Annotated in this window: 25 protein-coding genes and 1 pseudogene; 13 read left to right on the top strand and 13 right to left on the bottom strand. The window is 70.4% G+C overall.

What is annotated here, in order from left to right:
* Positions 1-31 precede the first annotated feature (31 nt).
* From ABXJ52_RS36230 to ABXJ52_RS36220, 3 genes are read left to right on the top strand one after another with little or no spacing between them, the layout of a single operon-like run.
* Positions 32-832: a sugar phosphate isomerase/epimerase family protein gene (locus tag ABXJ52_RS36230; protein ID WP_367048277.1), complete on the top strand. Its 801-nt coding sequence runs from the start codon at positions 32-34 to the stop codon at positions 830-832.
* A complete protein-coding gene (locus tag ABXJ52_RS36225) occupies positions 829-2,214 on the top strand; it encodes a trehalase family glycosidase (RefSeq protein WP_367048275.1) in 1,386 nt (461 codons plus the stop codon). Before ABXJ52_RS36230 ends, ABXJ52_RS36225 begins: the two co-directional genes overlap by 4 nt.
* A complete protein-coding gene (locus tag ABXJ52_RS36220) occupies positions 2,211-4,187 on the top strand; it encodes a glycogen debranching N-terminal domain-containing protein (protein WP_367048273.1) in 1,977 nt (658 codons plus the stop codon). The genes ABXJ52_RS36225 and ABXJ52_RS36220 overlap by 4 nt, the downstream gene beginning before the upstream one ends.
* A gap of 90 nt (positions 4,188-4,277) precedes the next feature.
* Here ABXJ52_RS36220 and ABXJ52_RS36215 read toward each other — a convergent pair whose 3' ends face one another.
* Positions 4,278-5,015: an alpha/beta hydrolase gene (locus ABXJ52_RS36215; RefSeq protein WP_367048272.1), complete on the bottom strand. Its 738-nt coding sequence runs from the start codon at positions 5,013-5,015 to the stop codon at positions 4,278-4,280.
* A 281-nt stretch (positions 5,016-5,296) separates the two neighbouring features.
* Between ABXJ52_RS36215 and ABXJ52_RS36210 the strand changes: the two genes are divergently transcribed.
* Positions 5,297-6,484: an acyl-CoA dehydrogenase gene (locus ABXJ52_RS36210; protein WP_367048270.1), complete on the top strand. Its 1,188-nt coding sequence runs from the start codon at positions 5,297-5,299 to the stop codon at positions 6,482-6,484.
* Positions 6,485-6,494: 10 nt separating this feature from the next.
* Here ABXJ52_RS36210 and ABXJ52_RS36205 read toward each other — a convergent pair whose 3' ends face one another.
* Positions 6,495-6,869 carry a VOC family protein gene (locus tag ABXJ52_RS36205; RefSeq protein WP_367048268.1) on the bottom strand — a complete coding sequence of 125 codons (375 nt, stop codon included), beginning with the start codon at positions 6,867-6,869 and terminating at the stop codon, positions 6,495-6,497.
* Positions 6,870-7,001: 132 nt separating this feature from the next.
* Between ABXJ52_RS36205 and ABXJ52_RS36200 the strand changes: the two genes are divergently transcribed.
* The 3 genes from ABXJ52_RS36200 to ABXJ52_RS36190 all read left to right on the top strand — a co-directional run bounded on the left by ABXJ52_RS36200 (position 7,002) and on the right by ABXJ52_RS36190 (position 9,006).
* Entirely contained in the window at positions 7,002-7,748 is a 747-nt protein-coding gene (locus tag ABXJ52_RS36200; protein ID WP_367048266.1) for a phosphotransferase, read from the top strand.
* Positions 7,749-7,856: 108 nt separating this feature from the next.
* Positions 7,857-8,138, top strand: coding sequence for a hypothetical protein (locus ABXJ52_RS36195; protein WP_367048264.1), 282 nt, complete (start codon positions 7,857-7,859; stop codon positions 8,136-8,138).
* Between the two features lie 310 nt (positions 8,139-8,448).
* Positions 8,449-9,006, top strand: a complete 558-nt coding sequence (locus ABXJ52_RS36190) for a hypothetical protein (RefSeq protein WP_367048262.1) — start codon at positions 8,449-8,451, stop codon at positions 9,004-9,006.
* Positions 9,007-9,059: 53 nt separating this feature from the next.
* On the opposite strand, the gene ABXJ52_RS36185 is transcribed toward ABXJ52_RS36190, so the two are convergent.
* Genes ABXJ52_RS36185 through ABXJ52_RS36175 form a run of 3 tightly spaced genes read right to left on the bottom strand, consistent with a single transcriptional unit; the run spans position 9,060 to position 11,695 of the window.
* Positions 9,060-10,073, bottom strand: a complete 1,014-nt coding sequence (locus ABXJ52_RS36185) for an FAD-dependent monooxygenase (RefSeq protein ID WP_367048260.1) — start codon at positions 10,071-10,073, stop codon at positions 9,060-9,062.
* Positions 10,070-10,609 (bottom strand): isoprenylcysteine carboxylmethyltransferase family protein, encoded by a 540-nt coding sequence (locus ABXJ52_RS36180; RefSeq protein ID WP_367049480.1) that lies wholly within the window; start codon positions 10,607-10,609, stop codon positions 10,070-10,072. The genes ABXJ52_RS36185 and ABXJ52_RS36180 overlap by 4 nt, the downstream gene beginning before the upstream one ends.
* Before the next feature lie 27 nt (positions 10,610-10,636).
* Positions 10,637-11,695 carry a 3-oxoacyl-[acyl-carrier-protein] synthase III C-terminal domain-containing protein gene (locus tag ABXJ52_RS36175; protein WP_367049479.1) on the bottom strand — a complete coding sequence of 353 codons (1,059 nt, stop codon included), beginning with the start codon at positions 11,693-11,695 and terminating at the stop codon, positions 10,637-10,639.
* Positions 11,696-11,841: 146 nt separating this feature from the next.
* Between ABXJ52_RS36175 and ABXJ52_RS36170 the strand changes: the two genes are divergently transcribed.
* The 3 genes and pseudogenes from ABXJ52_RS36170 to ABXJ52_RS36160 all read left to right on the top strand — a co-directional run.
* On the top strand, positions 11,842-12,723 hold the full coding sequence (locus ABXJ52_RS36170; protein WP_367048258.1) for a UbiA family prenyltransferase: 882 nt from the start codon (positions 11,842-11,844) through the stop codon (positions 12,721-12,723).
* A gap of 105 nt (positions 12,724-12,828) precedes the next feature.
* Positions 12,829-13,332 carry a metallophosphoesterase gene (locus tag ABXJ52_RS36165; protein ID WP_367048256.1) on the top strand — a complete coding sequence of 168 codons (504 nt, stop codon included), beginning with the start codon at positions 12,829-12,831 and terminating at the stop codon, positions 13,330-13,332.
* Between the two features lie 97 nt (positions 13,333-13,429).
* Positions 13,430-13,561: pseudogene (locus ABXJ52_RS36160) on the top strand (SAM-dependent methyltransferase); the annotation flags it as partial.
* 65 nt (positions 13,562-13,626) lie between these two features.
* Here ABXJ52_RS36160 and ABXJ52_RS36155 read toward each other — a convergent pair.
* Complete coding sequence (locus ABXJ52_RS36155) at positions 13,627-14,004, bottom strand: ATP-binding protein (protein ID WP_367048254.1); 378 nt, start codon at positions 14,002-14,004, stop codon at positions 13,627-13,629.
* Positions 14,005-14,243: 239 nt separating this feature from the next.
* Between ABXJ52_RS36155 and ABXJ52_RS36150 the strand changes: the two genes are divergently transcribed.
* On the top strand, positions 14,244-15,419 hold the full coding sequence (locus ABXJ52_RS36150; protein ID WP_367048253.1) for a PP2C family protein-serine/threonine phosphatase: 1,176 nt from the start codon (positions 14,244-14,246) through the stop codon (positions 15,417-15,419).
* Positions 15,420-15,448: 29 nt separating this feature from the next.
* On the opposite strand, the gene ABXJ52_RS36145 is transcribed toward ABXJ52_RS36150, so the two are convergent.
* Positions 15,449-16,471: an MASE1 domain-containing protein gene (locus ABXJ52_RS36145; RefSeq protein ID WP_367048251.1), complete on the bottom strand. Its 1,023-nt coding sequence runs from the start codon at positions 16,469-16,471 to the stop codon at positions 15,449-15,451.
* Positions 16,472-16,549: 78 nt separating this feature from the next.
* A complete protein-coding gene (locus ABXJ52_RS36140; protein WP_367048249.1) occupies positions 16,550-17,377 on the bottom strand; it encodes a PP2C family protein-serine/threonine phosphatase in 828 nt (275 codons plus the stop codon).
* A 323-nt stretch (positions 17,378-17,700) separates the two neighbouring features.
* Between ABXJ52_RS36140 and gdhA the strand changes: the two genes are divergently transcribed.
* Entirely contained in the window at positions 17,701-19,059 is a 1,359-nt protein-coding gene (gene gdhA / locus ABXJ52_RS36135) for an NADP-specific glutamate dehydrogenase (RefSeq protein WP_367048246.1), read from the top strand.
* 216 nt (positions 19,060-19,275) lie between these two features.
* Entirely contained in the window at positions 19,276-20,706 is a 1,431-nt protein-coding gene (locus tag ABXJ52_RS36130) for a carbohydrate-binding protein (RefSeq protein WP_367048243.1), read from the top strand.
* Between the two features lie 30 nt (positions 20,707-20,736).
* Here ABXJ52_RS36130 and ABXJ52_RS36125 read toward each other — a convergent pair whose 3' ends face one another.
* Genes ABXJ52_RS36125 through ABXJ52_RS36105 form a run of 5 tightly spaced genes read right to left on the bottom strand, consistent with a single transcriptional unit; the run spans position 20,737 to position 24,648 of the window.
* A complete protein-coding gene (locus ABXJ52_RS36125) occupies positions 20,737-21,834 on the bottom strand; it encodes a serine hydrolase domain-containing protein (RefSeq protein ID WP_367048240.1) in 1,098 nt (365 codons plus the stop codon).
* Complete coding sequence (locus tag ABXJ52_RS36120; protein ID WP_367048238.1) at positions 21,831-22,754, bottom strand: hypothetical protein; 924 nt, start codon at positions 22,752-22,754, stop codon at positions 21,831-21,833. The genes ABXJ52_RS36125 and ABXJ52_RS36120 overlap by 4 nt, the downstream gene beginning before the upstream one ends.
* Positions 22,751-23,746, bottom strand: a complete 996-nt coding sequence (locus ABXJ52_RS36115) for a hypothetical protein (protein ID WP_367048236.1) — start codon at positions 23,744-23,746, stop codon at positions 22,751-22,753. Before ABXJ52_RS36115 ends, ABXJ52_RS36120 begins: the two co-directional genes overlap by 4 nt.
* Positions 23,743-24,453: a hypothetical protein gene (locus ABXJ52_RS36110; protein ID WP_367048234.1), complete on the bottom strand. Its 711-nt coding sequence runs from the start codon at positions 24,451-24,453 to the stop codon at positions 23,743-23,745. Before ABXJ52_RS36110 ends, ABXJ52_RS36115 begins: the two co-directional genes overlap by 4 nt.
* Positions 24,454-24,465: 12 nt before the next feature.
* Positions 24,466-24,648: a hypothetical protein gene (locus ABXJ52_RS36105; RefSeq protein ID WP_367048232.1), complete on the bottom strand. Its 183-nt coding sequence runs from the start codon at positions 24,646-24,648 to the stop codon at positions 24,466-24,468.
* Positions 24,649-25,226 lie beyond the last annotated feature (578 nt).

Genomic DNA, 25,226 nt, shown 5'->3' with positions numbered 1-25,226 from the left:
CCGCTGACGCTCAGCGCTGAAAGGCTTCACCATGCTGAAAACCGCCTGCCAGGAACAGCTTCTCCCGGGCGACACACTCCAGGAGAAGTGGGCGTTCGCGCAGGACGCCGGCTACGACGCGGTCGAGCTGCGCTCCAAGGGCGACTTCCACTTCCGTGACCGGCTTCCCGAGCTGAAGCAGGCCCTCGCCGACGGAGTGGTCATGCCGACCGTCTGCGTCGACATGCTCCACTTCTTCGCCGCGTTCGACGACGACCTGCGGCGCGACGCGCTGGCACAGATGAAGTCGCAGCTCAGCGTGGCAGCCGAGATCGGCGCGCTCGGCGTGCAGACACCGGCCTCGTACGGCATGTTCTCGCGCCGCCTGCCTCCCTTCGAGCCGCCCCGCTCCGAGCAGCAGGACCGCGATGTGCTCCTCGAAGGGCTGGGCGAGCTCGGCGAACACGCGCGCGCCGAGGGCGTCACCCTGTACCTGGAGCCCCTCAACCGCTACGAGGACCACATGGTCAACCGCCTCGACCAGGCGGCGGACCTGATCCGCACTGTGGGCCTCGACTCCGTGCGCATCGGCATCGACAGCTACCACATGAACATCGAGGAGGCCGACCCCGCCGCGGCCATCCTCGCCGTCGCCCCCTACATCGGGCACGCGCAGGTCAGCGACTCCAACCGGTTCCAGCCCGGCGCCGGTCACCTCGACTGGCCCGCATGGCTCGGCGCCCTGCACACCATCGGCTTCGACGGCTACCTCGCCGCCGAGTGCCGGCTGACCGGCGACCCCGTCCAGGCGGTGCGCTCCATCCCCGCGTTCCTGCGGAGGTCCGGCGCGTGACCTCGCTGCTCGAAACTCCCGTGCCCGCCGCCGCCGATGACCTGACCCTTCGGCGCGGCGCGGCACGGGTCCTGCTCCGCAACTGGACCGGCATCTCCACCGTCCCCTCCCGCGGGCTGTACCCGCACCAGTGGAGCTGGGACTCGGCGTTCATCGCGATCGGCCTGCGCCACCTCTCCGTACGCAGGGCCCAGCGCGAGCTGGAGAGCCTGCTGGGCGCCCAGTGGGCCGACGGACGCGTTCCCCACATCGTCTTCAATCCGCAGGTGCCGCTGGACGCCTATTTCCCCAGCCCCGACTTCTGGCGCTCCTCCACGGCCGGCGCCGCCGCCGGAGCCCCCACCCACACCGAGACCTCCGGCATCGTGCAGCCGCCGGTCCACGCCATGGCCGCCTGGCTCGTCCACGAAGCCGACCCCCAGGCCTCGCGCCGCCGCGGCTTTCTGCCCCGCCTGTACGGCCGGCTCGCCGCCTGGCACGACTACCTGACGGGGCCGCGCGACCTCGGCCGCGGGGGGCTTGCCGCCATGGTGCACCCATGGGAGCCCGGCATGGACAACAGCCCTTGCTGGGACGGCCCGTTGGCGCGCGTCGACCCCGTCGCCGCGGGCTCCTACCGGCGCGCCGATCTCGACCACGGTCAGCCCGCGGAACGTCCCACCGACCTGGATTACGGGCGCTATGTGCGCCTCGCCACCGACTACCGGGACAGCGGCTACGCGGATGCGGGCAGCGACCACGCCTTCGCCGTCGAGGACCCTTGCGTCAACGCGCTGCTGATCGTCTCGGAACACGCCCTCGCCAAGATCGCCGCCGAGATCGGTGCGGACCCGGCTCCGCACGAGGAGCGGGCGGCGCGCCTGACGGCCGCGCTGGTCGAGCGGCTCTGGTCGCCCGCCGACGGCATGTTCCTCAACCGCGACCTGGTGGGCGGCGAGCTCATCGCCGAGCGCAGCATCGCCGGGCTCGTGCCGCTGATCGTGCCCGCACTCCCCCAGCACATCGTCGACGCCCTGCTCACCACGGCAGGCGGCCCCGGCTTCCGGCTCGGCGCGGTGCCCATGCTGCCGTCGTACGACTTCGACGGGCGTGCCTTCGACCCGTCCCGTTACTGGCGGGGACCGGCGTGGTTCAACACCAACTGGCTCCTTGAGCGCGGCCTGCGCCAGTACGGACAACTCCGCGCGGCGGACACGCTGCGCACGGCCATGCTCGGCGCGGCGGGTGCGAGTGGCTTCGCCGAGTACGTGGACCCGGTCACCGCCCAGGCCCGCGGCACCCGCGACTTCGGATGGACCGCGGCCCTCACCCTCGACCTGCTGGCCGGCCGGCGCTCCGCGGGCCCCGGCCCCGAAAGCCCTTCGAACGGAGCGCGTACGTGAACGGCGCAGCGGACACCACCTTGATCCACTCTGGAACCTTCGCCGTGCTCGGCGCCGACGGCGGTCTCACCGGCCGCAGCGGTTCATCGCCCGACGGGTTCTTCCACCGCGACGCACGCCATGTGAGCCGGTGGACCCTGACGGTCGACGGCGCCACTCCCCTCGTGCTCACCCCGTCCGCGGGCGAGACGTCAGCCCAGTGTGTGCTCACCCCGCCGGGCACCCGCGACGAGCCCCCGGCCTACACCGTCTTCCGCGAACAGGCCCCGGCTCCAGGGGTTCTGACGGAACGTATCCAACTGGTCAACAACCGCCCGTCCCCCACCACGGCCGTCCTCGGCCTGACCGTGGACGCCGACTTCGCCGATCAGCTCGAACTGCGGTCCGACAAGCGGGACTACGCCAAGGACGGTGCCCGGCGCACCGCGACTGTCCTGCCCGACGGTGTCGCCTTCGTCTACGAGCGGGCGGACTGGGTCGCCAGGACCACGGTGTCCGCGACCCCTGCCCCCACGGCGGTGCGACCCGAAGAGCCCTTGGGGCCGTCGCGGGCCAACACCGCCCACCGGCTGGAATGGCACATCGATCTGCCCGCTCACGGCAGCGCGCAACTGCTCCTGTCGGCCGCGGCACACGCGCCCGGTGCGCCGGAATCCGCCGCGCCGACCGCGCCCATCACGCCTTCCCGGGCGGCGGCCGACCTGGCCGCCGAGCGGGCGGCGTTCGTCGGTGCTCCACTGCCGATGCCGTCCGACGCTCCCGACGGGCTCGCCGCCGCCTGCGCCCGTGGGCTCAGCGACCTGGCCTCGCTCCAGGTGTCCGCTCCCGGGCCGGACGGGGAGAGCGTGCGCCTGCCAGGCGCCGGAGTGCCCTGGTTCCTGTCGCTCTACGGGCGCGACTCACTGCTCACCTCGCTCTTCGCACTCCCCTACCGGCCGCAGCTGGCCGCGGGCACGCTCAGCGCGCTCGCCGCGACGCAGGGCACGGAGTACGACGCGTTCCGCAACGAGCAGCCGGGCCGCATCGTCCATGAGATACGGCACGGCGAGCTGGCCCACTTCCGCCAGGTGCCGTACGGCCGTTACTACGGCTCGGTGGACTCCACCCCGCTCTTCCTGGTGCTCCTGGACAGCTACACGCAGGCCACCGGCGACCACACGCTCGCACAGCGCCTGGAGGAGCAGGCACGGGCCGCCGTCGCCTGGATGTTCCGGGACGGTGGTCTGGACGACCGCGGCTATCTGGTCTACTCACCCGATCCGCGGGGCCTGGTCAACCAGAACTGGAAGGACTCCGCGGGGGCGATCTGCTTCCTCGACGGCACCCAGGCCGAAGGGCCGATCGCCGTCGCCGAGGCCCAGGGCTACGCCTACGACGCGCTGGTACGCACGGCACGCCTCGCCCGCTCCCTGTGGAACGACGCTGCCTTCGCCGACCGGCTCGAGGAGACGGCGGCTCAGCTGCGCGTGCGCTTCGTACGCGACTTCTGGATGGCCGAGGCCGACTTCCCCGCTCTCGCACTGGACGGCGAGGGCAGGCACGTCGACTCGCTGGCTTCCGACGCCGGTCACCTCCTGTGGTCCGGCATCCTCGACGCGTCGCAGGCCCGCCGCGTGGGCCAACGCCTGCTGCAGCCCGACTTCTTCACCGGGTGGGCCATCCGGACGCTGGCCTCGGGGCAGCCCGGATACCACCCGCTCTCCTACCACCGGGGCAGCTGCTGGCCCCACGACACCGCGGTCGTCCTGCTCGGTCTCGCCCGCTGCGGGCTCGCCGACGAGGCACGGGCGGTCGCGCAGGGGCTGGTGGCCGCGTCGGCGCACCAGGACCACCGTTTGCCCGAGGTGATGGCGGGATACGAGCGCGCCCAGCACGAGCGGCCGGTCCCCTACCCCCACTCCTGCTCCCCGCAGGCATGGGCAGCGGCGACGCCGCTGGCCGTTCTCACGGCACTGAGCAACACGTCGTCGTAGCGGCGGGGGCGTTCGTCGCAGTTGTTGGCGGGCGCGTTCGCCGCCGTCATGGAGGACAGGCCGAGGCCTGTCCTCCATGACGGCGTCACGTCAGTTCAGGTGCCGGCCGAAGAAGCGGTTCCCGTCGTCCGCCTCGAACCACGGGGTCCCGGTGTGCCCGCCCAGGTTGGCGTGCAGCGTCTTCTCCTTGCTGCCGAACGCCTCGAACAGGTCCAGGGCCCGCTGCCGGGGGTTGCCTTCGTCGTCCCACTGCAGCAGGAGCAGCAGCGGAATGGTGATCTGCCGGGCCTCCTCGCGCTGAGCCCGGGGCACATAACCGCCGGCGAAGAAACCGGCGGCCGCGATGCGCGGCTCGACCGCCGCGAGGCGAATACCGAGGGCAGTCCACCCCGAGTACCCGACCTGGCCGCCGATCTCGGGCAGTGAGGAGAGGGCGTCCAGAGTGGTCTGCCAATCCGGGACCGCCTTGTCGACCAGCGGGCCGATGAAGGACTCGAAGATCTCGTCGACCGGCTCGCCGGCCTGCATCGCCCGGCGCAGCTCGGCGCGCACCTGCTCGTCGGCGGCGGATCGGGGCCGGTCGCCGCACCCTGCGGCGTCGATGGTCGCCACCGCATAGCCGTACGCCGCGCAGTGCCGGGCTCGGGCCACCAGCCGCGGTTCCCGCTTGGGCAGGCCGTTGTTGTGGGCCATCAGGATCAGCGGGGCGGGTCCTGCGGCATCAGGCGTCCACAGGGTGCCGGGGATCTCCATGCCTGGGATCTCGCCGAGGGTGAATTCGCGTTCGAGTACACCGTCGTCGAGGCGTTGTTCTGAAGTGAAGTGCATGGTCGTGCCTTTCGGGAGTGCGCTTGAGCGGCGCTCCCGGACGACCTATCGCCCGGCCGTGACCCCGGAGGGGAGCACCCATGTCGATACTGCGTTCACGGGTACCACCTCCTCGTTCTCTCGCACGGCCGCGGGCAGACTAGCAGTGGCCGCCGTGGCCCGCCCAACGGTTTTCCGGGACCGTCCGGGCCGGAGCGCATCCGGAGAACCGCGCCAAGTCCACAGCGCGTCCCCCCTAGGAATGCAGGAACGGCGGCGCTAGTTGCGAGGAGCGATCATCCATGACGGTCTCGGCCGGATTGCACGTCAGCCCGGAATTTCCCGCGCTGCTCGAGCGAATCGACGTACTCGGCGGGGCGGTCGACGCGGACGCGGAGACCGCCGAGGAACTCGGCAGACTCACCGAGGACACCGCGCGGGCACTGCTGGGTGCCGGGATCGTGAGGGCCGCACTGCCGCAGAACCTCGGCGGCTACGAGTTCTCCCCGCGCCAACTGATAGAGACAGTCGAGCGGCTCAGCCACCACGACGCCACGGCCGGGTGGACGATGATGGCGCTCCAGCTGATGACAGGCACCACCGCGGCTTACGTCGATGCCGCTGCGGCGGCCGACTTGTTCCCGGATGTCGCGGGCGGGGACCACGCGTTACTGGCAGGGCATGGCACCCGGCCCGGCCGGGCGGTCCCGGTGGAGGGCGGCTATCTGGTGAGCGGCAGTTGGCAGTTCGCCTCCGGGATGGCGCACGCCACCCACATCCACAGTGCGGTCCAGGTCGAGGGCACGGATGAGCTGCGGGTCCTTGCCATGCCGAAACCGCAGGTGGAACTCGTCGACAACTGGGATGTGCTGGGGCTGCGTGCGACACACAGCATCGACTACCACTGCACCGACGTGCACGTGCCCGCCACGCACACGTATGTCGCCACGACGACGAACCCGACCAACGGCGGGGCGATCTACCGCATCGGCCTGGTCAACATGTCCGCCATCGGGCACACGGGCTGGGCGCTCGGTGTCGGGCGGCGCCTGCTCGACGAACTGAAGTTGGTCGCCGCGGCCAAGTCCGGCACACGTAACGCCGCCGTCGACACCGCGCAGTTCCACGCGGAGTACGCGAGCGCCGAAGCAAAGCTTCGTTCCGCGCGGGCGTGGGCGATGGAGGTCTGGCGGGGCATCGAAGTCGCCCTTGACGCGGGCGAGTTGCCGAGTACCGAGCAGGACACACTACTCAGGCTGGCGCTCAACCACACGACGTGGACCGTGCAGGAAGTGGGCCGGACGGTGCATCGATGGGCCGGGACGGCGGCGATCCGGCGCGGTCCGATCGACCGATTCCTGCGCGATCTCAACACGGGTACGCAGCACATCACCTCAAGCCCCACGGTCCTGCAGAACTGCGGGAAGTGGCTCAGCGACGCACAGCCCCAAGCTCACTGGGAATTCCTCGACTTGGCGCCCCCTGCATGAACTACATGAACTATCTGCCTCTGACCACACAGAAGGGGTGCCCGGCCGGATCTGTGAAAACCCGCGCCTTGGTGCCGTGAGGCTGGTGCTCGGGCTTGCCCGCCCCCAACTCGAGCAGCCGGGCCTCGGCCCCGTCCAGGTCGTCCCCGACCTTGAAACAGATGTGAAGCTGCTGCGGAACGATCTGGTCGGGCCAGCTCGGAGCCCGGTAGTCCGCGACCCGCTGGAAGCCGACGAGGAGTCCGTCCTCGCCGTTGAGGCCGGCGAACTCGTCATCTGACTTCGGGTGGAGTTCGAGACCCGTGGCCTGCTGATAGAACTCCGCCAGAGCCATCGGATCGGGACAGTCGAGCGTGATGGCGCTCAACTTCATCTGCAGGGGCATGGCAGCTCCGATCCGATCACGGACATTCGCGCCACACCCTAGTTGGGCCGCCAGCACCGGAGTTCGCGGGGTGCGCTGCGTCCCGCGATATTCCCCGGCACCCACGGGCAGTCATCCGGGATAGTGGTCGCCATGGATGAAGTCGAGGTCGTCGTCGCTCACTCCGAGCGCGCGACGCTGCGCGTCGGCGACGTGTTCCTGAAGGTGGACGCCGATCAAGCGCGCATCGATCGCGAGGTCGAAGCGATGTCCCTGGCGCCGGTCCCGACCCCGGATATCGTGTGGCGCAAGCCCCCCGCTGTAGCGATCGCCGCGGTCCCGGGAAAGACGCTCGGCCGTCTCGGCGAGTCGGTGACCGCGCCGCCGGCGGCGTGGGCCACGGCAGGTGCCGCCATCCGGAAGTTGCACGACGCGCCGTTGCCGCCATGGCCCGGCCGGGCCGGCCGGGATCTCGACAAGCTGGCGGCGGAGCTCGACAGCGAGGGCGAGTGGCTCGTGACGAACGGCGTCCTGCCCGCCGACCTGGTCGCCCGTAACCGCCAAGTCGCACAGGCCGCGTTCCGCCCGTGGACTCCGATGTTCACGCACGGCGACCTGCAGATCGCCCACGTGTTCATCGACGGCGATGAGATCACCGGAATCATCGACTGGTCCGAGGCGGGCCAGGGTGACGCCTTGTTCGACCTCGCCACATACACGCTGGGACACGAAGAGCACCTGGGCGACGTCATCGCCGGCTACGGCTCCGACGTCGACCTCGACGTGATCCACGCGTGGTGGTCGGTGCGTAGTCTGCTCGCGGTTCGCTGGCTGGTCGAGCACGGCTTCGACCCGTTCGCGCCGGGCTGTGAGGTCGACGTGCTGAGGTCGCGGCTGTGACCCATCGGCGATGGAGCTGCCTGGTACTCCGGCGCCCCATCGATGACACTTTCCTCGTCCCCCGCGCGGCACGTCTGGGGATATGTCGCTTTTGCTTAGCATTCGCCGGTGGCGCACACACTGGATGAACTGGCCGAAAGACAGCAGGCTGCGGACGCGGCGCACCGCGAGGTCCTTGGATTGCGGGGAGAGTACGGCCCACCGGCCACCGCGCAGTGGTCCGATTCGCAGAAGAAGACCTACGAGACGGCGTGGCGCGCGTGGCGCGACCTGGCCCGCGACGCCCAAAACGCGATCGCTGAGCATGCGGCCGAGCAGGGTGTTGCCCGGCAGGAGGTCGAGGCAGCGGTGGAGACGAAGCTGAGGGCAGCAGGCAACGACCCGGCCTGACCGCGGACCGCCCGTAGGAGAGCCGGACCTTTCCGCGTCGACCCGGCGGAAGGTGTTGGTCAGATCCTCGGCTCACCGCGTCGCCGTCGGGCGCTCTCCAAGCCCTGCCCGAGCGCTCGCACGGGGTGTGTTGCCACCACCCACACAGACGACTGTCGCGCCCTTGGGGCGCGTGGGCCATGCCCCGAAGGTGGTGGGGCGGTGCCCGTCCGTCCGGCCCACGCCGGACCCAAGTCCCCGCGTCGCCAAGGGGACCGGTGCGCTGCTGTCCGGGCGAGTTCCTCGCCCGACCCACCCGAAAGGACCGCTCATGCGCAGAACGTCGAAATGGTTGGCGAGCACCGTGATAGCTGCTGCGGCAGCGCTCGCCCCCCTCGCCCCGGCCACGGCTGCCGATGCCGATGCCCACGCCTCGACGCAGGCTCTCGACACCCTTACGTGCACCGGCACCTCGACCACCACCTACGACCCGCCCATCACCTCCACCACTGCCTCCAGCACCCGCACGATCGACCAGACCTACGGCCCCTGCGTGGGCACCGGTGGCGCAGCCGCCATCACCGGGGGGACGCACAACTCCTCCAACACCACCAGCCGGTCCTGCCTGCAGCTGCTCTCCACGGCGACTGTCAGCTGGACCATCCACTGGAGCAACGGTCACAGCAGCACCGTCACAGCCCAGCGCGTCTCCAACCTCGCCGCTGCCGTCTTCACCAACACCTTCACCGGCACCGTCACCGGCGGCTACCTCCAGGGCCACAGCTTCGTGGAGACCATGACCGCCCCCTCCCTCCAGATCACCGCCTGCACGCTGGGGCTCGGATCTGTGTCCAGTCTCGGCGCGGTCCACACCTTCACCCTGCTCTGACTCCCGGGTGGAAAGCGGCGATCACATCCTCGCGGGGGGCGAGCATGGGTCGGCTACTGCAGTGCGTGGACCGTCGCCGAGAACACCGAGGGCATCCGGGCGGCAGCGGGGACGATGAGGCGGGAGGTGCCGGAGCGGCGGCTCGCGGCCAGCAGGGCCCCGGTCAGCAGCCGGTGGCGGCGGGTCAGCAGAGTCCAGGCGCGCTCGTACTCCCCCGGCTGTCCGGCAGCCAGGGCGTCGACGGCGGCGCGAGCCGTAGCCAGCCCGAGGGCGATGCCCTCACCCGTGAGGGCATCCACGTAACCAGCGGCGTCACCCACGAGCAGTACGCGGCCGGAGACCCGGCACCGCACTTGCTGCCGCAGCGGTCCTGCCCCGCGCACATCGGTCGCGACCGGGCCGCGCAGGGATGCGCCGAGGGCCGGGAACTCGGCCAAGTGCGCGTCGAACCCGCGGCGGACAGGACTGAGGACGGCGACACCCACCAGGCCGTCGCCGACCGGTGTCACGTAGGCCTCACCTCGACGAGACCAGTGGACCTCCACGAAGTCCGTCCACGGCTCGACGTGATAGTGCCGGCGCAGACCGTAGCGGCGGTGGGAACTCCCCGGCACCTCCAGCCCCAGGCTCCGGCGTACCGGAGAGTGCAGGCCGTCGGCGGCGATCAGCCAACGAGCCGTCAGCCCGGCGGCGGTGACCGATTCCGCACTCTGGTGTACCTCGCCGACCTTGCCGCGCAGCATGCGCACGCCGAGGCCGAGAGCACGCTGGTGCAGGGCGCGATGCAGTGTCGTACGACGGATCCCCAGGCCGCCGCGGCCGCGGAAGGACGCTTCGGCGCGGGTGCGGCCGTCCACGTAACGGATGCCCCGCAGTTCGCGGCCGGTGACATGGACGCCCAGCGCTTGCAGTGCGGCGACGCCGCCGGGCATGACCCCTTCTCCACAGGCCTTGTCCACCGGCCCGCTCCGGGGTTCGACGACGACAGTCTCGAGTCCGAGGAGCGCGGCGTGGATGGCGGCGGCCAGTCCCGCGGGCCCGCCGCCGGCCACCAGGACGTCGATCACGCCGGAACAGACGTGGACGGTGTGGTCATCACGGCCAGCGCACGGTTCTCGCAGCGAATGCGCACCGCGAGGAGGGCGGCGTTGAGAACCGTGAACACGGCGGCCGTGACCCAGGCCGTGTGCACCAAAGGCAGAGCGACGCCCTCGGCGACAACGGCCACATAGTTGGGATGGCGCAGCCACCTCAAGCGATACGGGCCACGCGTCACCAACGGCAGCCCGGGAACGACGATCACCCGGGTGTTCCAGCGTGGGCCCAGGGCGTGGACGCACCACCACCGCAGCGCCTGCGAAAGCGCAAGCACGAACACCATCGCCCAGGCCAGGGCGGGCACGAAAGGCCGGTCCGCGAGCCACGCCTCGGCGAAGCAGGCGACCAACAGGCCGGTGTGGAGGGCGACCATCACCGGATAGTGCCCCTCCCCGGCCACCGTCGCGCCACGAGCCATGCTCCACCGCTCGTTCCGGCGCGCCACGACGAGTTCGGCGACGCGCTCGGCAGCGACGGCGGCCACCAGCAGTCCGTACCACATCATGTGTCCCATGCCCTTCGACCGACCGAACTACCAGCGCAGCAGGACCAGTTCACACGCGAAGCCCGGTCCCATCGCCAGGAGAACGCCCGGCGCACCCGGTGGCGGGCGGCGTTCGGCCAATGTGTCGCGCAGTACGTGGAGCACCGACGCCGAGGACAGGTTGCCCACGTCGGCCAGGTGACGCCAGGTCACATCGAGTGCCTCCTCCGGCAGATCAAGCGCCTCGGTGACCGCGTGCAGGACCTTGGGCCCGCCGGGATGACACACCCAGGCAGCCACGTCCTTCGGCTTCAGGCCGTGGTCCCCGAGGAATCTCTCGACGTCGTCGGCGAGGTGACGGCGCACCACGTCGGGGACCATCGGGTCGAGAACGACCTGAAAGCCGGAGTCCTTGATGTCCCAGCCCATGACACGCCCGGTGTCCGGATACAGGCGGCTACGAGTGTCCACGATCGTCGGGCCGGCGGTTTCCCCCCGGCGCTCCACGCCGCACGCGACCAATGCGGCGGCACCGTCACCGAACAGCCCGGTGGCGACCAGGTTGGCCAGGGAAGCGTCGTCACGCTGGAAGGTCAGCGAGCACAACTCGACCGACAACAGAACCGCCACGTCGTCGGGCCGGCCCAGCAGGTAGTCGTGCATCCGGGCCAAGCCGGCGGCGCCGCCGGCACAGCCGAGGCCGAACAAGGGAAGTCTCTTGACGTCCGGCCGCAGCCCGAGTCGGCCGACCAGCCGTGCGTCGATCGAGGGGGTGGCGATGCCGGTGACCGAGGTATAGATCAGCAGGTCCACGTCAGCTGCGTTCAGGCCCGCCGTGTGGAGCGCGTCCCGGACGACCTTGGCACCCAGGCCCGGTGCGCGGTCCACGAAGACGTCGTTGGCGGCACCGAATCCGTCGAGCTGCCCGTACTGCTGGAGAGGAAGCGTCATGTGCCGCGAGCGGACCTGCGTACTGCGATGCAGCCGGTCGAGTACCCGCCGGTCAGCGCCCTCGGGCAGGCAGGTGCGGGCCACTATGTCGGTGATCTCGGACTGAGTGTGACGATGCGGTGCAAGGGCACCGCGAACGGCGACGATCCGCGTCATGGCTTCCCCGTCCGGTGTGCCGAGTGGAGTGTTGCTCTGCACCTGTTCCACGTTCCGCCGCTTCCGCACCATGGATCGCCCGTCCGGGGGCTCGCCCGGGCCGCGTGGTCCCGTCGGCTGGGGGCCGGCCGCCTACGATCGGCCGGGTGGGAACTCCCGAACAGTCGGCGGCCGGCGCGGCCGCGAGCTGGGGCAGCCGGCTGGGTGGCCTTGCCGGATCGTGCCACCCGGGTCCTGTCGTAGCGGTCACCGTCTTGATCACCGCCTTGGCCGTGACCGCCGGGCAGGGCTCCGCGCGTTCGGTCCTCACCGCCGCCGCCGTCCTGACCGGACAGCTGTCCGTCGGCTGGTGCAACGACGCCTTCGACGCGAGACGGGACATCGCCGCAGGCCGACGCGGCAAACCCATCGTCGACGGCACGGTCCGCGCGAGAGAGGTGTGGGTGGCCGCGTATGCCGGACTGGCGTTGTGCGTTCCGCTCTCCCTGGTCTGCGGATGGTGGGCGGGCGTCGTTCACCTGGTCGGAGTCGCTGCCGCGTGGGCGTACAACCTGCGCCTCAAGGCGACAGCGTGGTCGTGGGCGCCGTACGCGCTGGGCTTCGCCGCGCTCCCGGCGTTCGTGACGCTGGGACTGCCGGGGCAACCGTGGCCTGCTTGGTGGGTCGTCGCCGCGGGGGCCCTACTGGGTGTCGGAGCCCATCTGGGAGACGTGCTGCCGGACATCCGCCGCGATCTGGCGACGGGCGTACGGGGATGGCCGCATCGGCTGGGCCCGGACCGTGCGCGTCTGTTGCTGCCTGTTCCGCTGGTGATGGCATCCGCGGTTCTGGCGCTTGGGCCCACGGGTCCCCCCGGCGCGTGGGGATTGACGGCACTCGGGCTGACAGGGCTGATCGCGGTAGCGGGGACCTTGCTCGGACGCGTCTGGGAGCAGGCCGCGTTCGCGGCAGCCGTGGCCGTGGCGCTGGCGGACGTGGCGTTGCTGCTGCTGCGCGGCGTCGCGATCGCCGGTCCGGCAGCACCTTGACAGCCCCTCAGTGACAAGGCCGGTTGCAGCGGGGCTGTGGGGCCGTGGAGCCGTGGAGCCGTGGGGTTCAGACTTCACGGCCGCGGGCTGGCCTACGGTGGTCCCATGCGGCTGCTGCTGACCTCTGACACGCACGTGCCGACGCGGGCGAAGGCCCTGCCCGACGCGCTCTTGGCGGGCATCGACGAGGCCGACGTGGTGATTCACGCCGGGGACTGGATCGATGAGGCGACGCTCGACCTGTTCGAGTCCAGGTCCCGTCGGCTGATCGGCGTGTTCGGCAACAACGACGGTCCCCCGCTGCGTCGACGTATCCCGGAAGTAGCCCGCGCGGAGTTGAACGGCGTGCGCTTCGGTGTCGTGCACGAGACCGGCGCGGCCACCGGACGAGAGCGCCGGTGCGCCCAACGCTTCCCGGACCTGGACGTGCTCGTCTTCGGCCACAGCCACATTCCCTGGGATTCCGAGGCGCCCGGAGGCCTCCGACTGCTCAACCCCGGTTCACCCACCGACCGCAGACGCCAGCCGTACTGCACGTTCCTCACCCTGACCGTCCTCGACGGCGCGCTGCACGACGTGACGCTGCATCAGCTGCCGCCGAGAGGTTGAGCGTAGGAGATCGCCTTCTCGACGTCCCGCAGGCCTTCTCAGTTCGGCCGTCGTTGCACTGCGTCGGCGATGACCGCCGTCACCAGCTTGCCGACGGACCCAACTCCGTCCGGGTCAGCTGGCCGAGATACTGGACGCCGTCGGGGACACCATCGACTCGCTGGGCGGACGCTTCACGATGACCTTCACCACCCTGGCCGCGACCGCCGTCCGCACCGATGCCTCCTGAGGCAGTCCGCTGGGTCACCGTCATACGGCCTCGACCAGCCACAACTCCGCGGTCCGCGCGGGCCGTTACCGCGGCAGAATCGCCCGGATGGTCTTGCCGCCGGCCCCCGCGGAGACAGTGACCGCCTTGGCCAGTTGCTGCACTATGGGCCAGCCGAAGCCGCCGGTGCCGGCGGTGAGGTCGGGCGCCCGCTCACGCGGCGGCCGGGGGTCGGCGTCGGCCACCTCGACCGCGATGCCGTCCGGCTGGGCCAGCAGCCGCAGGGAGCACGTGGTCCCGCGTGCGTGACGCACGACATTGGTGACGAGTTCTGACACCGTGAGCTCCACGCTCGCGGCGTCTTCGGGATCCACGGCCGGGTGGATCCCGCCCAGGAAGTTACGGGTGAAATCGCGAGCCAGAGCAACGGCCTCCGGCTGTTTGTCGAGAGTTGCCCTGTCCATGGGCCCGGCATCCGTTCGCACATCGTTAAAACACATAAGCCGCCTCCTTGTACGGGATGGCTTCTGTCCGAGTTGCCCACGTGCCCCCGATAGGGCCCCGGTAAAACCCGCGGTGAAAATGCCTGGCACCGGCTGTTTGTCGCGCCCGGCGCACAACCGTGTCGCCGAGCGTCACGGACCTACTTGGTGAGATCGGGACATCCGGGGGAAGAAGTGGCGACAGACGATGGGAGGTTGCCATGGAAAGCAGAGATCTTGAACTGGGTGAGCTTCTAGCCGCCGCGGAATCCGCGCCGCCCGGAGAGTCCGTCGGCGTCGTCGCACACGACTTGCGCAAGCGCTTCGGGGCGGAGCGCGTGTCGTTCCTGTTCGTCGATCTCATGGGGCAGCGACTTCTGCGCCTGAGCGTGCACGACGAGGGAGGGACCGCGGACGCCGCGGAACAAATCGATTTGCAGGGCAGCGTCTACGACGCGATTCTGCGCAGCCAGCGCCAGCATGTCGAACCGGACGGGCAGGGCGGATGTCGCGTGATCTCGCCGGTGACCAATCGCGGCGACTGCATCGGCGTGCTGGAGATAACGCTGCAGTACGCCGATGACGCCGTGCTCGAACAGATCAGCGCCGCAGCTCACGCACTGGCCTACATCATCGTCACGGACCGTCGTTTCACCGACCTTTACCACACGGGCCGGCGCACCACCCGGACCAGCCTCGCTGCCGAAATCCAGCACCAGCTACTCCCTTCGTCATCCTGTTGCGAGGCCCCCCAGTTCACCCTCGCCGCGGGGCTGGTCCCGGCCGACGACATCGGTGGCGACACCTACGACTACACGCTCGACCGGGACACGCTGCACCTGTCCATCACCGACGCCATGGGCCACGACACCGACTCCGCTCTGCTGGCCACGCTGGTCATGGGTGCGTTGCGCGGCGCCCGCCGCACGGGGTGCGACGCACTGCACCAAGCCCGTCGTGCGCACGAGGCCCTGCTGGCCCACGGACGCGGCCTGGCCACGGGACAACTGTTCTGCGTACGTCTCGAGACGGGCACCTGCGAACTGGTCAACGCAGGGCATCCCTGGCCTCTGCGCCTACGGGAGGGCGCTGCCGAAGCCGAGGAGGTCGAGCTCACCGTCAACTTGCCGTTCGGCGTCGCGTCGCCCACCTCGTACCGGCTCCAGGAACTCCAACTGCACGCCGGCGACCGCCTGGTCCTGCTCACCGACGGCATGCTGGACCGCGGTGCCGCGGCTGTCGACTTGGCCTCTCTCGTACGCGACACCCGCGCCATGCATCCCAGGGAGGCGGTTCGCACTCTGACGACAGCGGTACTGGACGCCTGCCGGGGCAACCTCAAGGACGACGCCACGGTCCTCCTCCTGGACTGGCACGGCACCACGGGCCCGCGATGACCGTGAAGCACTGGGGGCGGTGGGCCCGCCTACCGCTCTCGGTGGCGGTCCGGCGTCGTCGTGGCGCTGCGGTGGAGGCCCGGGGATGGTTCAGGCGGGGTTTCGCCGGCGGCGAGGTGGTCCAGTACCTCCGCGAGTTCCCGGCACGCGCTCTGTACCGATCGCCGGGTCGCGCGCTGTTCTGCGACCATGGCGGACAGCAGCAGCGCCGTCAACGCCGTGGCGCCGTTGAACGCCTGCAGTTTGGTCATGATCTCCACGGCTGACAGATCGAAGAAGGCACCCTGCTGCCTGTTCGCCTCGAAAGTGGTCAGCACGGACGCGAAAAGCGCGCACAACATGCTCCCGGCCAACTGGAAGCGCAACGCCACCCAGATCAGCAGCGGGAAGACGAGGAACAGCAGGCTCAATTCGCCGATCACGGCCACCGGAACGACGATCAGCGCCGCCAACCCCAGGAACAGCATCTCCTTCCAGCGTCTGGTCCGCAGCGGCCCGACGGCTCCCGCAAGCACGAGCAGGAGCGGCGTGACGAGCAGAACGCCCATCGCATCGCCCACCCACCAGGCCAGCCACACCGACCAGAACTCCCCCGTGTCCAGTGCACCGGTCAGCACTTGCAGCCCGACCCCCGCCGTGGCACTGATCAGCATGGCGCCGAGTCCGCCCAGGAAGACCAGGGCCAGACCATCCCGCAACCGTGAGATCGCCACCCTGAAGCCGGCCCGGCGCAGCATCAGATACGCACAGAGCGGGGCGATGGTGTTGCCCGCGATGGTGACCACGGTGGTCAGCTCCGGGGTGGTCAGAGAGGAGATCACGGCCAGGGAACCCACCGCGATCCCGGGCCAGACCCGGGCGCCGTAGACCAGCAGCGCGGCGACGGCGACGCCGGTGGGCGGCCAGATGGGTGTGACGACCACTCCCTCGACAGTCAGCCGGCCCAGTAGTCCCAGCCGTCCGGCCACGTAGTAGCAGGCGGCCACGGCCAGTGTCTTGAGGGCACCCTCCACAGACACCCGGAACCGCCGCTTCGCCCACACAGCAGCCATCAGACACCGGGCGGGCCACTTCAGCCAGGCCAGGGCGCCTGTCCGTGTCCCCCGCCCTTCAGAGGCGTACGACGCGTCCTACTCCAAGGCCGCGCCCTCATGGCCCACGACCAGGACAGCGGCGTCGTCCTCGTGCCCCACCGTGTCCGCCAGCCGCATCACACCGCGCGCCAGCTCGTCGATGCCCAGACTCGCGGCGGTGGTGATCTCCGCAAGCCGCCTCACCCGCCGCAGGCCTTCGTCCAGGCTCAGCGACGGCCCCTCCACCACCCCGTCGGTCAGCAGCACCACAACCCCGTCCGTGGTGAGCCGGTGGCACACGACCGGGTACTCGGCGCCCTCGAGCACCCCCAGCGGGGGACCGCACTCTCCCTCGTCGACACCGGAGCGGCCATCCGCCGTGGCCCAGATGTGGGGAATGTGGCCGGCCCTGGCGCACTCCAGGACTCCGGTGGCCGGATCGAGCCGCAGGAACGTGCACGTCGCGAAGAGGTCCGCGCCCAGCGACACCAGGAGGTCGTTGGTACGTGCGAGCAGCTCCCCGGGATCACCGGTGACCGACGCCAGCGCCCGCAGACCGACCCGCACCTGTCCCATGAACGCGGCCGCCTGGATGTTGTGCCCCTGTACATCCCCGATGGACAGGCCCACACGGCCATCGGGCATCGTGAAAGCGTCGTACCAGTCCCCACCGACGTTCAGCCCGCGATTGGCTGGCATGTAACCCACCGCCAGCCTCACGCCCGCGACCTGGGGAAGGTCATGCGGCAGCATGCCGCGCTGCAGAGCCACCGCCAGCTCCACCCGGGAACGCTGCATCCGTGCCAGCTCCCGGGCCCGGGCGGTCAGCGCCCCCAGCCGGGCAAGCAGCTCATCGCCGCCGTCGGCCGCCTGCGTACGGAACATCGGTCGCCCCGGACCCGCGAGAACACCCCGCGTCAGCTCATCTGTCGTCCACCACATGCACCACTCGGCACAGTCACGCCATCAACTCTGCCCCCAGATCACACGAACCGCACCCCGTCACGGCCGTCACTCGGTCCCGGCGTCGCGCCCGGTCTCGCATCGTGGTCGCACCCCCTGGACCCAGGGGCCGGTCCGTATGTTTCCATGCGCGTAACACCTGAGCGTCCCGCGCACGGCAACGCCGCCGAGCGCCCCGACCGGCCTGCACCGGAGCGAGCCGCGCCCCGTACCGGGCCCCCGCAGCCGTGCCAGAAAGGGCTCCCTTGACCACGCGATCCGAGACGAAGACCACGCTCGCGCAGCTGCTCACCGAGATCGAGCACCGCAACCCCGCCCAGCCGGAGTTCCTCCAGGCCGTTCACGAGGTTCTGGAGACACTGGCGCCGGTCATAGCGGCCCGCCCCGAGTACGCCGAGCCCGGGCTGATCGAGCGACTGTGCGAGCCGGAGCGGCAGGTCCTCTTCCGGGTTCCGTGGCAGGACGACCGGGGGCGCGTCCACGTCAACCGCGGTTTCCGCGTGGAGTTCAACAGCGCGCTCGGCCCGTACAAGGGCGGTCTGCGTTTCCACCCGTCGGTGAACCTCGGCGTCATCAAGTTCCTGGGCTTCGAGCAGATCTTCAAGAACGCGCTGACCGGCCTCGGCATCGGCGGCGGCAAGGGCGGCAGCGACTTCAAGCCCCAGGGCCGCAGCGACGCGGAGGTCATGCGCTTTTGCCAGTCGTTCATGACGGAGCTGTACCGGCACATCGGCGAGCACACGGACGTGCCCGCGGGTGACATCGGCGTCGGCGGCCGGGAGATCGGCTACCTGTTCGGCCAGTACCGGCGGATCACCAACCGCTGGGAGGCCGGCGTCCTCACCGGCAAGGGCCAGGGCTGGGGCGGCTCGCTGATCCGTCCGGAGGCCACCGGATACGGCAACGTCCTGTTCGCGGCGGCGATGCTGCGTCGGCGCGGTGAGGACCTTGAAGGCCGCACTGCGGTCGTATCCGGGTCGGGCAACGTCGCCATCTACACCATCGAGAAGCTGGCCGCGCTCGGCGCCAATGCCGTGACCTGCTCGGATTCGTCCGGCTACGTGGTCGACGAGAAGGGCATCGACCTCGACCTCCTCAAGCAGGTCAAGGAGGTCGAACGCGGACGGGTCGACACGTACGCCGAACGCCGGGGCGCCTCGGCCCGCTTCGTGCCGGGCGGGCGGGTCTGGGAGGTACCGGCCGACCTCGCGCTGCCGTCGGCCACCCAGAACGAGCTGGACGGCGACGACGCGGGCGCGCTGATCCGCAACGGCGTGAAGGTGGTCTCGGAGGGCGCCAACATGCCGACCACTCCGGAGGCGGTACGCCTCTTCCAGCAGGCGGGTGTCGCGTTCGGGCCGGGCAAGGCGGCCAACGCGGGCGGCGTCGCGGTCAGCGCCCTGGAGATGGCCCAGAACCACGCCCGTACGTCGTGGTCGGCGGCGCGCGTCGAGGAAGAGCTGACGCACATCATGAACGACATCCACGCCACCTGCGACGAGACCGCCGAGCGCTACGGCGCCCCGGGCGACTACGTGACGGGCGCGAACATCGCGGGCTTCGAGCGGGTGGCGGACGCGATGCTGGCCCAGGGCGTCATCTGACCGGACAGACCCCACCATGACGAGGCGCGAGCACGGCTCGCGCCTCGTCGGCGTATGGATCTCGGGTGTTGGGCCGGGTGGGTCGTTGGTGTGGTCCGTTGTGCCGAACTGGACGTGTGGGGGCATTTTCTGAGTCGGTGTCGGCAAGGTCTAGGTTTCGACGTTTCTCTGCCTCCAACCCGTCGAACCGGATCTTCCGAGAATGAGGAATCACTCATGGCTGACAGACGCGCCGACCGACCCGGCCAACCCGCCCGACCTGCCCGGCGCGCGTGGCTCGTGGTGAGTGTGCTGGGTGCCTTCGTGTTGACGGGGCTGCCGGTGGCCGCCGCGGCTGTCGTGCCGCCCACGCCCACCCCGCCTGTACCGGCGCCGCAGTCGTCCGCGGCGCCTGCGCCCCCGTCGGCCGCGCAGACGCTGGCCGCCGACAAGCCGCCGAAGGTTCTGCTGCGGGCGCTGCAGCGTGATCTGGGCCTGTCGGGCGAGCAGGCTCGGACCCGGTTGGTCAATGAGGCGGAGGCGGGGACGCGGGCGGGCCGTCTTCAGAACACCCTGGGCAAGAACTTCGCGGGTGCTTGGGTGCAGGGCACGACCTCCGCCCGCCTGGTGGTGGCGACCACGAAGGCCACGGATGTTGCTGCGATCAAGGCGGAAGGGGCGCAGGCCAAGGTCGTCAAGCATGGTCTGCAGGACCTGGAGGCGCTCACGGCGAAGCTGGATGCCGCCGCCGTGACGGGTGGCGGCCTCGATACGCCGGTGCGGTACGTCGATGTGCGGGCCAACAAGGCGACGGTGCAGGCGACGAGCAGCACTGCAGCCGACAAGCTGATCGCGGCGGCCGGGGTCGACCGACGGCTCCTGGATGTCAGGGTGTCGGCCGACCGCCCGCGGGCGCTGCACGACGTGCGAGGGGGCGACGCGTACTACATCGACGAGAAGGCCCGCTGTTCGGTGGGGTTCTCGGTGACCAAGGGCGCCAAGCAGGGCTTCGCCAGCGCCGGGCACTGCGGCAAGCCGGGCGCCAAGACCACCGGCTTCAACAAGGTCGCCCAGGGCGCCTTCGAGGCGTCGGTCTTTCCGGTCAAGGACATGTCCTGGGTCGGCGTGAACGACCAGTGGACCGCCACACCTCGGGTGAAGAGCGAAGGGACGGCGGACGTTCAGGTCGCCGGTTCGGTGCAGGCACTGGTGGGCGCGGCGATCTGCCGGTCGGGGTCGACCACCGGCTGGCACTGCGGGACCATCGAGCAGCACGGCACCAGCGTGAGTTACGCCGAGGGGGTCATCAAGGGGGTCACCCGGACCACGGTGTGTGCGGAGCCGGGCGATTCGGGCGGCTCCTACCTCTCCGGCGCCCAGGCCCAGGGCATCACGTCCGGGGGCAGCGGCGACTGCAAGAGCGGCGGGGTCACCTTCCACCAGCCGCTGAACCCGCTGCTCAACGAGTTCGGGCTCACCTTGAAGGCCGCCCCCACCCAGCGTGACACCAACCCTCAGGACGCCTCGGGCAGTTGGGGCACGGGCAAGGTCTACCAGACCGGGGCACGAGTGACGTACGACGGTGTCAGTTACGTGTGCCTGCAGCCCCACCAGTCACAGGGCGTATGGCAGCCCGCCCGCACGCCGGCCCTGTGGCAGCGCATCTGACGGGCCTCCTGTGCGGTCGACGCTGTCGGCTCAGTCCTGAGTGAGCAGGGCGTACGCGGTGGTGACGAACGTTTCGCGGGCGCGGTAGCGGCGGGTGCAGACGGCGGCCAAGGCCGTCGCGGTGTCAGGCCGGTAGCCCAGGAACGCCTGTTGGCCGAGCGTGGCTCCGCAGTGGAAGTAGAGGGGGCCGTGCTGGGAGGGGTGCTGGAACCAGGACATGGTGTGCGTGTGCCGGTGCCCCCAGCCGCGCCGCAGGACCGGGCGACTCGCTGTCCGCAGGGCTGCGGCCAAGGGGTGGCCCGTCGGGTCGAGGTGGGCTTCGAGGAAGGTCAGCAGGTCGTGCGGGGTCGCGCGGACCGCGCCAGCCGCCTCGAAGCCGCCGATGGTCAGTGGTGGCGTGGGCGTGATGCCGTCCTTGCGGTGGCCGGTGGCGTCCGTGTCCGGGCCGGCGGGGCGCAGGGCCGTGCCGTCCAACCGCATTGGCCGCAGGACCTGTTGGGTGAGCAGGTCGTCCCAGGGGGTGGCGGTGGCGGCGGCCAAGGCGTGACCGAGCGCGGCGACACCGAAGTTGGAGTAGTGCCAGCGGGTGCCGGGCCGCCGGAGCGGCCGGCGGCGTACGAAGGCGTCGATGACGTGCCGGTCCTGGTAGCCGGCATAGGGCTCGGTGCGCCAGGTGGGCAGGGCCCGGGGGTAGAAGTCCAGGGGCAGGGAGGGCAGTCCGGAGGTGTGGGTGATCAGGTGGGCGAGGGTGATGGGGTCTGTGCCGGTGGCCCGCGCCGGAGCGAGGAAGGAAAGGGCCGGCTCGCCCCCGCAGAGCACGCCGGATCGAGTCAGGTGCGCCAGCAGCAGAGCGGTGAACGTCTTGGAGGCCGAGCCGATCTCGTAACGCAGCCGGTCACGGGGAACGGGGGGCGGCGGCTGTGTACCGCCGCAGCGCACCGTGCGGCGGCCTTCCCGGGACAGCGCGAAGACGACGTCGGGCGCTTCCACCGCGGCGATGGCCTCATCCAGCCGTCGGCTCACCGTCTCGTCGTCCGACGGGGCCTCGGCCGGGGGGTGCTCGGGCGGGGGCCCGTCGTCGGTGGCCTTGATCTGCTCGCCCGGCCAGGGTGCGCGTGGGGGTGTCATGCGGGTGTGGGGTGGGCCAGTTGCGTCAGGGCGCGGGAGGTGGCCAGGACGGAGGCGTAGGCGGCGACGAGCGTGGGGTGGTAGATGAGGTCGAAGAGCTCCTCGGGATCGCCCGGTGGGATGGTGCGAACGGCGGGCATCGCCCCGTCGGGCTGTTGGGCCGCGGCGAAGCCCTCCCAGGCCCGTTCGTCCAGGGTGGGGCGGGGCAGGCAGGCGTCGACGACGAGGAGTTCGCCGAGGAGGTCCCAGCGTTGCAGGTCGAGCCAGTCGTCCAGCCAGACCGGCAGCCAGGTGGCGAGGTAGTCGACGAGGGGGGCGGGGATGTTGTCGGGGGTCTTGCCCCAGTCGGTGAGGTGGAAGACGGTGTGGGTGATGTCGTAGGCGGTGTGCCCCTCCACGGTCCAGGGTTCGGGGGTACGTCCCAGCCATGTCCGGCCGATGACCTCGGCCTCCGGCGGCCGGGGCTCGAGCCCGCAGCGGCGTTGGAAGGCGGAGAGCCCGAGGCGGCGCGCCGGTGGCATCTCACGGGCGGCGAAACTCTCGAGCCGCTGGTTGAGCTGGAACATCTGCTCGAAGGCGGGGTGGCTGTAGCCCAGCTCCTTGAACGGGAGGTAGACCTCGAAGGGAATGGGCGAGAGGGGCTCGATGCGCTGGCCGCGCACCAGCATCTGGCCGCCGTCCAACGTGTTGCGCCAGGCATGGTCGAGCAGTTGCCGCGCCAGCTGTGCCTCCCGGGACCCTGCCACGCCTTCACGGAACAGCACCGCGCAGATGAGAGCCAGCTCGCCGACCGGTTTGAAGCGCTCCAGGAAGCCCACTTCCGGGTCGACGTCCGGTTCCAGGCGGAACCCGTCGCGGTGGGCGTGCAGCCATTCCAGGGCGCGGCTGCCGACGGTGTGCATGAGGCGGGTGCTGGTCATCTCGACACTCCTCGTCCCCTCTGTCCGTCCCGTTCCTGATGCGCGAGCCGGCCTTGGTGAGCGGGCCCCACGGTGTCCTCGTGCAGTGCGCCGGCGGTCAGGACGGCGGCGAAGGCGGTCATGAGAGTCGAGTGATAGCAACCGATGAAATCGTCCCTGGGCGCCTGCCCGGCCCGACCGTCCCGCTGCGGGCCGACCTCGGGGACGGCTCCGGACGCGTCCTGCGCGCGGGCGAGTCGCGTCCAGGCGTCTCGCAGCATCGTGCGGTCGGGCGGGCCGGGCAGGCTTCCGGCCACGGCCAGCAGCTCACAGCTCAGGTCCCACCGCTCGTCCTCCAGGCAGGTGTCGAGCCACGGCGGAAGCCACTGCGCCAGGTAGTCGGCGACCTGCGGGGGAACGTGGTGCGGCGCGGCGCCCCAGTCGGTGAGGTGGAAGATCACATGGGTGAGCGTGTATCCGGCGTCCCCTTCGAACATCCAGGGTTCGGGCAGTCCGCCCAGCCAGGTGCGCTCAAGCGCCCGCTCCATGCCCTGGTGCGGCCGCATCCCGCTGTGGCGTTCGGAGTTCAGGATGCCCAGGCGCCGGTTGGGCTGCTGCTCGGTCATCTGCCACGAGCGGGTGCGCGCCACCGTCGCGGCGGCCTTCTCGAAGCCGTGGTGGCGCAGCCCGGCCGATGCGAACGCCGCGTAGATCTCCAAGGGATACGTCGCGAAGGGCTCCAAACCCTGCAGTTGGCGCAGGAGGTCGCCCTGCCCGGTCTGCCGCCAGGCGAAGGTCAGCAGGTCACGCGCCTTCTGGTGCAGGGGCGTGGACGGTTCGGTGTGCCGTCGGACGGTCACGCACACGTGCGCCAGTTCCCCGATCGGTTTCCAGGTGAAGTTCACGTTGCCGGACTCGGCCAGGGCGTCATCCCCGAGCGCGAAGTCGTCGCGGTGCTCGGACACCCAGGCCAGCGCCGCGTCGGCGACCCCCCGGACGTCGCCCGCCCTCACCCCGGCACTCCGGCCCGCATCAGCTGCGCCGCCTCCACTTGCAGCACCACGCGGGGGTCCTCGCTGCCCATCTGCGCCACGAACTCAAGACCGGTCTCCAGACCGAGCGTCTGCGGCACGCCGTCGAGCAGCACCAGCCAGCGGCCTGCCCCCGCGGCTTGCAGCCAGTCGCGGCGGCGGACCGCACGGACGAAGCCTCGGGCGACGTCCACGGGCCGAGCGCGGGCCACCCGGGCCACCGCGCAGTCGACGCCGGGCACCGCGAGGGGCGCAAGCACGGCGAGTTGATGGGTCAGCACCTGCCACGGAGCGTCCTCGAGCCAGGCCGCCCGAGGCTCTGTTCCATGGTCCGGTGCGCCGTCGAGGGACGTGTTCAGCCCCGCCAGCGTCCGTCGCATGGCCCAGTGGCTCCACACCGACGTGGGCGAGGCATCGGCGGGGGGAGGATACGCGTGCACGGCCTTGCTGAACACGGCGAGATCGTCGGGTTCGAGCGGTGTACGCCGCAGGATGCCCGGCAGTACGGCATCGGCACCCACCACCCGAACGGCGGCGAGAGCGAGACCGTTTCCGGCAGCCAGCCCGTCGGGGCCGGTCATGGTGCCGGCCAACCGGAAGCGGCCCCCGCTCCGAAGAGCGGAGACCAGTTCCGATGTGAGGCCATGCACCGCGCCTGCAAGAGGCGTCGTAGTGCCTGACTCCTCCATACCAGTGCCCCGTCAGCCCTTCTTCGGCCGAGGTGTCGGAGGCGACAACAGAAGCGAGGTCGTCCCGCTCGTCAGGGCCAGCGCCGCACACTCGCGGCTGTCGCGGTAGGAACCGTCGACCTCGACCGGATCGAGAGCTGCCTCAACGTCCAGAGTTTCAGCCACGTCCTGATCCGTGAATTCGGTGGAAGCCATGCCTCTACCTCTTCCATCATAGAACACTGGGTTTCGCCACGTATTGTCAGCGCGTTTCCCGCCCGTACTGCCAGATCGTGGAAACTCAGCGCATTTCTTTTCCTTTACCTCACCCGCATCAGTGAAATGCGTGACCGAGGCAAGGCCTTACATGCTGCACGCCTCAGAACCGTTCTCTTCGAGGCGCCCTTATAAGCCTAGACGAACAAGCATGGGGCGGCATCCGCAGACGATATTGCATACGCGAACTATCGCGATCTGCGCGGAGTTTACCGACCGGAAAGTCCCGCTCGAGGCCGTGCCCCGATGCGCCCGGCGGCCGCCTCGAGCGCGGCAGCCGCCGAGCGCCAACTCCCCGCCAGTTTCTCCTTGTTGAGGACAAAGTATGGACGATGCGAGGCATGCTTCGTACGCTTGGCGTCGCTCTCGTACAGCACTCTGCGCACCGCGCGGCGTCATGCCGCGGCTCGCACCATCCGCATGTGCACCAACTCCCTCCGCGGACACGGGCTCCGGCGGCCCGGGCCGCCTCACAGCGCCCAGCAGGAGACCGAGTGACGCCACACGAGCACCCCCCG

This window comes from Streptomyces sp. Je 1-332 (assembly GCF_040730185.1).
GTDB lineage: Bacteria > Actinomycetota > Actinomycetes > Streptomycetales > Streptomycetaceae > Streptomyces.
The sequence above is the reverse complement of the archived record's forward strand: the minus strand, read 5'-3'. Positions and strand labels throughout refer to the sequence as shown.